Source organism: Tigheibacillus halophilus (assembly GCF_042683165.1).
Classification (GTDB): domain Bacteria; phylum Bacillota; class Bacilli; order Bacillales; family Amphibacillaceae; genus Tigheibacillus; species Tigheibacillus halophilus.
In genome coordinates this window covers 221066-228958 of record NZ_JBHUIZ010000013.1, presented here as the reverse complement: position 1 = coordinate 228958, position 7893 = coordinate 221066, and the positions used below count along the sequence as shown (strand labels likewise).

Here is a 7893-nt window from a genome sequence, read left to right as displayed (position 1 = left end):
TTATTCTATGATCAGGAACAATACAGGGTACGATTACTCGTACGTAGTCTCTATGGACGACTGATAATAATTATACTATAACATAATTCTCAGTTTTAAAAAATGGATTCCTGAGATTTATTTCGCATGCACAAAAATAAGTGAAATAATTTATCTTCTTTTTATGAACTTTTGAGTTGACTAATCGTAGGAAAGAGGGTGGGACAGAAACTAGCCAAAAACAGCTATAAAGTGCCATTTCACCTCAAGTTGATTGGGGCGAAAGGCGGCTGACTCCTTGAAAAAGAAATTCGCTTTTTCTGCGTGCGGCCTTTGCAGCCAACACTTGCACATCCCATGCCGGGGCGCCTGGCGTGCAAATCAACGAAATTGCGAAGCTGGATAAAAAAAGTTGGGCGGTTCCATGTCAAGATGGTACCGCTCAACTTTTTACATTTCCCAGGATTTTGTCTCACCCTCTTTTCATGAAATATTTTCAAATATCTTTTGCCATTTCCTCCTTGAATCCGAACAACCAGGTAAAAATGAATCCACCTGCATAAGCAATAAGTAATCCAAAGAAGTACAATAGATACTTGCCATCATCAATCAATGGTATCAATGACAGACCGGAAACGCCGATTCCTTTTGCAGCTGTGTGAACAACAGCTTGAAACGCTCCACCAAGCGCCCCTCCTAAACATGCCGTAATGAATGGACGCCCCAGCGGAAGTGTTACTCCATACAGAAGTGGCTCACCAATACCAAGAAATCCAACTGGAAGTGCACCCTTGATGATATTTTTCAGGCGTCTGTTTTTCGTTTTAGCAAAAATTGCCATTGCCGCTCCGACTTGACCTGCACCTGCCATGGCCAGAATCGCCAGCAAAGCTGTGTTACCGTACGCATTGATTAATTCCAAATGTATCGGAGTCAAACCGTGATGAAGGCCTACCATGACCAGCGGCAGGAAGAATCCCGCCAGAACAGCCCCTGCTACAACTCCCCCCGTGTCAATCAACGATGTCAATCCTTTTGTGATACCATCTGAGATCAGACCAGCAACAGGTATAACTGCATACAGAGAAAAGAAGCCCACAATGAGAACAGTAATTAAAGGAGTAAAAATGATATCTATGGCACTGGGTATAATTCTCCTGATCCGTTTTTCCAGAAATGCCATCAGCCAGGCAGCGAAAATGACACCGAATAGTCCGCCACGTCCTACAACCAACGGTTCACCATAGATGGTCACATCCGCTAGCATAGGGTTGAACAAGAACATCCCAGCAATGGCTCCTAACACAGGGGTACCGCCGAATTCCTTCGCAGTATTCCAGCCTACAAGGACAGCCAAATAAGTAAAGATACCGCTTCCAAGCAGAAGTAAAATATTCATCCATGTAGAATCTGTTCCGATATCCGCATTTTTCAAAAAGTTAGCAACACCATTAATGATACCCGAGGCAACCAATCCCGGAATTAACGGGATGAAAATATTTCCAATTCTTCGCAGTAAACTTTTAAATGGAGTACGGTTTTTCTTTTTCATGTTATTTCTTTGGACCGAAGCACGTTCCTCAAATGTCATTTCAGCCATATCGATTTCTGCCTCTTCCCCAACACCGAGACCTGTCATCTGACCCATTTCCTCAGCCACTTTATTGACGGTACCTGGCCCGACAATAATCTGCAATGTCTCATCCTGCACGACACCCATGACACCTTCCACATCTTTTAATGCTTTAAGGTCTACTTTACCTTCATCTTTTAAAGCTAACCGCAGTCGGGTCATACAATGTGTAATCCTCTGGAGGTTTTCTTTCCCGCCTACACCAGCAGTTATTCCCCTGGCCATTCGCTGTTCTTTCGTCATAACTATGACCTCCCCGTATTTTTTGATTGCTTCTAGCGATAACCTTTCGCCTTCTCCATTTTTGCAAGGCTGGTTACATCAAACAAAACAGCTGTTTTTCACGATATGACGCTTTAAAATGCTTCCCTCCCCTCCTTTCCATACTTGGGTAACACTCATCGCTCCTTCCCAATCAACCAGTATGTACAAGGGGTTTTTATACACATAGAGAAGGCGCAATTACGTCCATCTAGTCCGTTTATTTTATTTGTTGATCTTTTTTAAAATATCTATGTCAGACAACTTCCCTGCATTCATGAAGACATTTTTGTTTTTCTTTCATGTTGAGTTTGTCCAGCTTCTCTTCGTTCCCTCTGCTGTTTTATTTTTCTATAAGTCACTTTTTAATCATTTTATGAAATGGGTTTCATTTTAGACCTCTCTCCTACCCTCGTAAACATATGCAATTTTCGAAATGCATTGTCTTATTTGATACAATTATGTATAATGACAGCCAATAACCATTAGAGAGGACGTTTATCATGGACATAGATAACAAAGTACGGATTGACAATATTCCTGTGCTTTATCAATATCCTGAGCTGCCAACAGGATGCGAGGCTACGGCACTGGCGATGCTTTTGAATTGGGCGGGAGTGAAGGTATCACGTTTCGAAATAGCTGATGCTCTCCCCAAAGGTCCAAAAGTGCAGGAAGTGAATGGTATGTGGTGTGGGGCCCATCCGAATAAACATTTCGTCGGGGATCCATATTCAGATGATGGCAGTTTTGGCGTGTTTGAAAAGCCCATTTTATTCGTAGTCGAGAAGTACTTGCCTGGTAAAAGTATCGATTTGACAGGAGTGCATTTTGATCTGATCCTGCAGCAAATTGCACGTAACATTCCTGTTATGGCATGGACGACATTGAAGCAGCAAACGACATATCATAGTAAAACCTGGCGGGATGAAGAAGAAAACGAAATCAAATGGTATACTTATGAACACGCTGTACTTCTTGTCGGATACACCAATGAGCATGTCATCGCGCATGATCCAGATACAGGAAAAGTAGAAAACTATGAGAAGGAAAGATTCATTTTGAATTGGAAATCAATGGGATGTCGTGCAATCACATTGAAAAAACCTTCACACCCTGACATCAAATAAAAGCAATCAATTACTAAAAAAACGATGCTAAGCTCCCGGTTAACAACAAAAAAAAAGCGAGCGGATAGATGCTCGCTTTTTGCGTTCATTCACATATTCGAGACTTGCTCAGCAAGCATCGTGTCCAATAATTGTGCAAAATCTTCACAACGGGCAATATCTTCCTTGTCCGGTTCAAGATCTACTTTTAAACGCTCAGGAACAAGGACCGCACCAAGATTCTTCAGTCGGTCGTACATCAAGTCGATGGCGCCGCCAAAAGTTTCATAAAAGGAATCCGCAGAGCCGAATACACCGAATAATTTGCCATTCAAGTCGACGTCATCCAGTTCTTCATAAAAATCTTCTACCTCATACGGAAGTTCCCCATCATCCCAGGAATGCGTCCCAACAAGTATAGCATCATAATCAGGCAGGTTTTCCACATCTATTGCATCAAAATCGAACGTCTTCACTTCGACCTCATGTTGTTTGGACTCCAAATAAGCAACCATAGCCTCGGCCATTAATTCAGTATTCCCTGTGGAACTGGCATAGACGGTCAATATTTTGCTCATTTTCAAGTCACCTCCGCTTACTCTTCTACATCTATCATAATTGATAATAATTATTGTTTTCAATGTTTCCAGCATGTAAAAAGAAAAAATATGACAAAATTGTGTCTATGCACTTCTCATTTTTCTCATCGCTTCGGAGAATAATACTTAAAATTTCCATACAACCGGGATACTTTCTGTAAATGGCAGTTTCACCAAGCATCCGGTCATTTTTTCGCACCTATTCTATTCCGAAAAAAAAGAAGCCGGCACCTTCATTTATCCGGCCTCTTCTTTCATTTATCAGACTTTCTTTTCTATAAAAAGTTCCTGAACCAGCATGGCTGCAATCGGAAGTTTTTCCTGCACAATGATTGAAATTTGCAGTTTTTCAGCAAGCGGTTCAATTAAATCCGCTGTTTCTCCATCTGTAGCTACACGATACGGTAATGCGTCAAGCGCTTTTAACATCAGATAAAATTCTTCCTGATAATATTTTGCTGTATCCTCAGCTATTTTTTCCGGATTGGGAACCAAATGCTGATAATAAACATGTCCGTCTTTTTGGCTTGCTCCAACAGCGAAAATCGGATGTTTTTCATCTGAAGAAGGAATCGGCATCATCGCAAACTCAATAGTTGCTGAAGTTCTTTCCCCTATATCTTCCAATTGGGTGATGGTTGCTTCATCTACTTTTAAAGTGGCTTTGTTCACTTCAGGACTATCCATAAAAGAAGTTATATCCATAATATCATTTGTGAACACGACAGGATCACCCGCTTTTACAGGGACCCTTGCCAAAACGTTCCTTTCTTTGGAAAAAATGCTTGGCATTTCCGCGAGAAGCCCAGGTTCTTCACAAATATGGATTGCTTGTTCCACTGCAACATGCAACAGCCTTGCTTCTTCTTCCTGACGAAGTGCGGTTAATGGCCCCGACATATAACTCCTGAATTTTGGCCACGCTTTTTTTCCGCGGAATGGAATATCATTCGTTTTGATCAAGGCATGGTCTTGCTGACTTAGCATTTGCCTATCATCAAATAGAAGCATCAAGCAGTGTGGATACGGATTTTCCCCGAAACTGTCGGCACCGTTTTGCATGTGTTCCTTCATTGCTGCCAAGCCTTGTTTTCCAATATATACAGCTAATCCATATGGCTCCTGGCCAGAACCGAGCACAGAGCAGAATAAACATTCATCTGTCACTGGATCGACTACTGTAAATACATCATTTTTTGCAAGGGTTTCCCATGGTGCTGCGCGATAATAATCCTTTGTTCTTTTCAACAGTTGAGCCCATAAATGATTCCCATGATCAGGAACTTCTGAGATAACATGCGACAGACGTTCCTGCAGTGTTTCATTAATATCTTTAACAAGTTCCTTTGCCTCTGCAAGTGTTTTTGTCAACTGCTCTTCAGTCAATTCACGGCTGACGCTTCTTTTCGGAACAAAATTCCTTGCACCGGTACAGTATGGATACAGTACACCCTTCTCCGGGTGCATGATTTTTTCAACGACAATCTCGTGTTCCCAAACGATTTCATTTTCGTGTTCATTTTCAATATTATATGAATAAAGTGCCCGGTCTTTAACATTACCTAGCCAATCTGAAATTTTCACTACTCTTTCATCCAGATCATCATTATTTTTTTTCACAGGCATTTTATTGTAATTTGTAGACAAGGTTGGCCTAACGGTGACATTTTTCATACGCTTCCCATAGGATTTGGAAATGTCAAAACGGTGCATGCGAAAGCCATCCCAGTCAAATATCGTCTGCAGTATCTCGCTTAGCTCATTAAAAGTCATGTTGCTGTCTATTTCGATTTTGCGCCAGACTACTTCGTTTGTATGACGTAAATTCACACGTAATTCGTAAATCATGCTTTCACCTCCGCTTCAATTAGTTTACCATAGGCATACAGCGATGACTATGGTACATAAACCCTATTATTTGTGACATGTTTGCAATATTTGACATGAAACTTACTTATTTTTCATCTAGCTTTAAAGAACAGAATTTGAATGGAGGAAATTGAAAATCCCGAAATAACAGCGCTTTCTTCCCCCCCTTTTTTCATAGCTTTTGCTATAAATGCATTAAAAAAACGCGGCTGAGCTTGCTCACTCTGCCACGTTTTCATATACTCTGTTCAATTTTTCTTCCAGCAGGTCCAAATGGACTATTCTAGCTTCTCTTAAATATTCTTTACCTTCGATGAAAAGAATCAATACCGGTACGGTAAAAACGGAAAATTTTCCGGCAATGGCTGGCACGGATGCCGCATCTACCTTTCCCAGTTTTATTTTAGGGTACCTTTCCATCAACTCCTGTATTTGTGGGAGCAAGCCATGGCATACACTGCAATTGGGCTGGGTGATATATATAAAAGACATTTGATTTTCCGCAATGAAACTGTCAATTTTTTCTAATGTGTTCAATTGTTCCAAATGACGCATCATAATAACCTCCATCATAATGATCATAGCATAAAACAGAAGTTATACTCCGGGGTTTGCTCACCAAGCATGTTTTACATGTAGCTGATTTAAACGACGAACCAGTGATAAAACTAATATCAAAAAATAAGTAAAAACTACCTCTTTCGCCCGGCGATTATATTTCATTGCATCCTGCTACGAATGGATCAAGTATTGAGTGAGTGTATAGATTACTATATATAATTCTTTAATAAGGAATTTGGCAAAGTAAAATTTCATTCACAGGGAGGGCGATGCTCCTTTGTTTTACTTAAAGAGTTCCTGCTCTCGTTTATGCAAGATACTCCATCAAAGCAAAAAAAGATATGATTCCCATAAAAAATGAGGAATCATATCTGAACGAACAGGGGAATATTCGGGGGTGGAGTGGAAGTCTACTCAATTTATCATTTTTTATTAAAGTATGTCTAATCGAGCGACGATAGCAATTAATACTTGTAACAGGATTTGGGCATTAACAGCGATATCCGTATCAGTGGTCGTTACGTTAACACCGCGGGAATTTTCAATATATAGTTGCTGGTTGTTTACTTGACTGGATTTTATTTTTGCAAACAGATCCTGGGTAATCTCATCTTCGACATTGCTATCAGCAATGGAGATACTGACAACCAAAGCAATAGCAGCTTGAAGCGCTACCTGAATGTTAACAGACGCTTGGGTTTCTGTTGTCCTCACATCTACATCACAGGAATCCTTGATTACAATACATTCACTAGATTGTTGGACATTTTTTACTTGTGAATTCTGTCCCTGATTGACAGTATTATCATTATTAAACATCGGGTGATTCATTGTCGGATCTAGTGCGTTCCAATGACATTGTTTATCCTCCTGATGGCAGGGCTGACATTTACAGTGTGAACGATGGCATTTATTGCATGAACATGGTTCATGTTGTTTGCAACACTCTTGTGCTGTCTCTTGTTTCTGACACTCAGATTTACGCTGTAGAGATTCTGCTCTTCTGATTGCATAGTTTCTTTGATAACTCACTATTTCTCTCCTCCTTCTTGCGATTTACTATATGCTATGTTCCAAGTTCCGAATAGTAAGGGTGACTGTCCTATCATATATACCTTTTTTTACTTTATGGGCTAGGAAGATATAACAAATTAAAAGTTTAATAGGCAAAACAACCCCCGACAGCAATGAACTGTCGGGGGTTATCGTTTTCTGCTATTTCAAAGTTTACCATTCATCAATCTGCTGATTTTTTATTTTTGCCTTTTGTTTTGCTTTTTGTTTTGCTTTCTTGTTTCTCCACATCATCATCCTTATTATCAGAAACCAAATCTTCAACACTTTGTTTTAAACCTTGAACCAAATTTTTAATTCTTTCTTTATCCTCGCTCCCCAGCTTGCTGGCATCCAATTTTGCTCCGTGTTTTTTCAATGTAGTCTCTACAAGCAAATCGATAATCTGGTTAGAAACTGCTTTATGATTTGATTCACTCATTCATACCACCCCCCGAATTCGTTTTGATATATCTTATTCACACGAGGGATAATTGGTATCAATCATCGTCTAGTTCAGAATGATTTTGTACAATTATTTTATAGTGGACAACAGTATTGATAGGCAAAAACCGGTAATCAAAATCAGCCCCCTGAATCACTGCTAAAATAGCCGAGAGCTAATCAAATCGAATGTAGCATTCATTTAAGTCTAATTTTCAAGCTGATCCGAAAAATGGAAATGTGTTTATGGCTTGAGCAACTTGACCGCACGGGATATACATAGAAACATACAGTATATTATCAATCTATTCCATACCACGATAGGTTGAATCCCCAATCCATGATTAACCTCTTTGGAAAGCCGAATAACCGGCTTTCCACTTTT

The 7893-nt window shown here is 40.0% G+C and carries 7 protein-coding genes; 1 reads left to right on the top strand and 6 read right to left on the bottom strand.

The genetic code is table 11. The annotated features are described in order from the left end of the window. Nucleotides 1–475: 475 nt before the first annotated feature. Nucleotides 476–1855 carry a PTS transporter subunit EIIC gene (locus tag ACFSMW_RS14520; protein WP_390356799.1) on the bottom strand — a complete coding sequence of 460 codons (1380 nt, stop codon included), beginning with the start codon at nt 1853–1855 and terminating at the stop codon, nt 476–478. Nucleotides 1856–2376: 521 nt separating this feature from the next. On the opposite strand from ACFSMW_RS14520, the gene ACFSMW_RS14515 reads away from it, so the two are divergent. Continuing rightward, entirely contained in the window at nt 2377–3003 is a 627-nt protein-coding gene (locus tag ACFSMW_RS14515; protein ID WP_390356797.1) for a C39 family peptidase, read from the top strand. A gap of 89 nt (nt 3004–3092) precedes the next feature. Here ACFSMW_RS14515 and ACFSMW_RS14510 read toward each other — a convergent pair whose 3' ends face one another. The 5 genes from ACFSMW_RS14510 to ACFSMW_RS14490 form a co-directional block, all read right to left on the bottom strand. After that, on the bottom strand, nt 3093–3560 hold the full coding sequence (locus tag ACFSMW_RS14510; protein ID WP_390356796.1) for a flavodoxin: 468 nt from the start codon (nt 3558–3560) through the stop codon (nt 3093–3095). Nucleotides 3561–3842: 282 nt separating this feature from the next. Next, on the bottom strand, nt 3843–5429 hold the full coding sequence (locus ACFSMW_RS14505) for a plasmid pRiA4b ORF-3 family protein (RefSeq protein WP_390356794.1): 1587 nt from the start codon (nt 5427–5429) through the stop codon (nt 3843–3845). Between the two features lie 240 nt (nt 5430–5669). Beyond that, entirely contained in the window at nt 5670–6005 is a 336-nt protein-coding gene (locus ACFSMW_RS14500; RefSeq protein ID WP_390356827.1) for a thioredoxin family protein, read from the bottom strand. 438 nt (nt 6006–6443) lie between these two features. Further along, nucleotides 6444–6842: a spore coat protein gene (locus tag ACFSMW_RS14495; RefSeq protein WP_390356825.1), complete on the bottom strand. Its 399-nt coding sequence runs from the start codon at nt 6840–6842 to the stop codon at nt 6444–6446. Between the two features lie 406 nt (nt 6843–7248). After that, nucleotides 7249–7506, bottom strand: coding sequence for a hypothetical protein (locus tag ACFSMW_RS14490; RefSeq protein ID WP_390356793.1), 258 nt, complete (start codon nt 7504–7506; stop codon nt 7249–7251). Nucleotides 7507–7893 lie beyond the last annotated feature (387 nt).